We start from the raw sequence: 1,609 nt of genomic DNA on the forward strand, positions 1-1,609 counted from the left end.
GTTGCAGCAAATCAAACTTTAAATTGAAGAGTTTGATCATGGCTCAGATTGAACGCTGGCGGCAGGCCTAACACATGCAAGTCGAACGGCAGCACAGAAGAGCTTGCTCTTTGGGTGGCGAGTGGCGGACGGGTGAGTAATGTCTGGGAAACTGCCCGATGGAGGGGGATAACTACTGGAAACGGTAGCTAATACCGCATAACGTCGCAAGACCAAAGTGGGGGACCTTCGGGCCTCACACCATCGGATGTGCCCAGATGGGATTAGCTAGTAGGTGGGGTAATGGCTCACCTAGGCGACGATCCCTAGCTGGTCTGAGAGGATGACCAGCCACACTGGAACTGAGACACGGTCCAGACTCCTACGGGAGGCAGCAGTGGGGAATATTGCACAATGGGCGCAAGCCTGATGCAGCCATGCCGCGTGTATGAAGAAGGCCTTCGGGTTGTAAAGTACTTTCAGCGGGGAGGAAGGCGGTGAGGTTAATAACCTCGCCGATTGACGTTACCCGCAGAAGAAGCACCGGCTAACTCCGTGCCAGCAGCCGCGGTAATACGGAGGGTGCAAGCGTTAATCGGAATTACTGGGCGTAAAGCGCACGCAGGCGGTCTGTTAAGTCAGATGTGAAATCCCCGGGCTTAACCTGGGAACTGCATTTGAAACTGGCAGGCTTGAGTCTCGTAGAGGGGGGTAGAATTCCAGGTGTAGCGGTGAAATGCGTAGAGATCTGGAGGAATACCGGTGGCGAAGGCGGCCCCCTGGACGAAGACTGACGCTCAGGTGCGAAAGCGTGGGGAGCAAACAGGATTAGATACCCTGGTAGTCCACGCCGTAAACGATGTCGACTTGGAGGTTGTGCCCTTGAGGCGTGGCTTCCGGAGCTAACGCGTTAAGTCGACCGCCTGGGGAGTACGGCCGCAAGGTTAAAACTCAAATGAATTGACGGGGGCCCGCACAAGCGGTGGAGCATGTGGTTTAATTCGATGCAACGCGAAGAACCTTACCTGGCCTTGACATCCAGAGAACTTAGCAGAGATGCTTTGGTGCCTTCGGGAACTCTGAGACAGGTGCTGCATGGCTGTCGTCAGCTCGTGTTGTGAAATGTTGGGTTAAGTCCCGCAACGAGCGCAACCCTTATCCTTTGTTGCCAGCGGTTCGGCCGGGAACTCAAAGGAGACTGCCGGTGATAAACCGGAGGAAGGTGGGGATGACGTCAAGTCATCATGGCCCTTACGGCCAGGGCTACACACGTGCTACAATGGCGCATACAAAGAGAAGCGACCTCGCGAGAGCAAGCGGACCTCATAAAGTGCGTCGTAGTCCGGATTGGAGTCTGCAACTCGACTCCATGAAGTCGGAATCGCTAGTAATCGTAGATCAGAATGCTACGGTGAATACGTTCCCGGGCCTTGTACACACCGCCCGTCACACCATGGGAGTGGGTTGCAAAAGAAGTAGGTAGCTTAACCTTCGGGAGGGCGCTTACCACTTTGTGATTCATGACTGGGGTGAAGTCGTAACAAGGTAACCGTAGGGGAACCTGCGGTTGGATCACCTCCTTACCTGAAGATACCTTCCCGCGAAGTGCTCACACAGATTGTCTGATAGA

General features: G+C 54.6%; 1 rRNA gene. It reads left to right on the forward strand.

Features of this window, described 5'->3' with window-relative positions:
* Nucleotides 1–20: 20 nt before the first annotated feature.
* Nucleotides 21–1,562 (forward strand): 16S ribosomal RNA (locus tag F3I21_RS23040).
* Nucleotides 1,563–1,609: the final 47 nt, after the last annotated feature.

It is taken from the genome of Pantoea sp. B_9 (assembly GCF_008632015.1).
In the GTDB taxonomy this organism is placed as follows: domain Bacteria; phylum Pseudomonadota; class Gammaproteobacteria; order Enterobacterales; family Enterobacteriaceae; genus Pantoea; species Pantoea dispersa.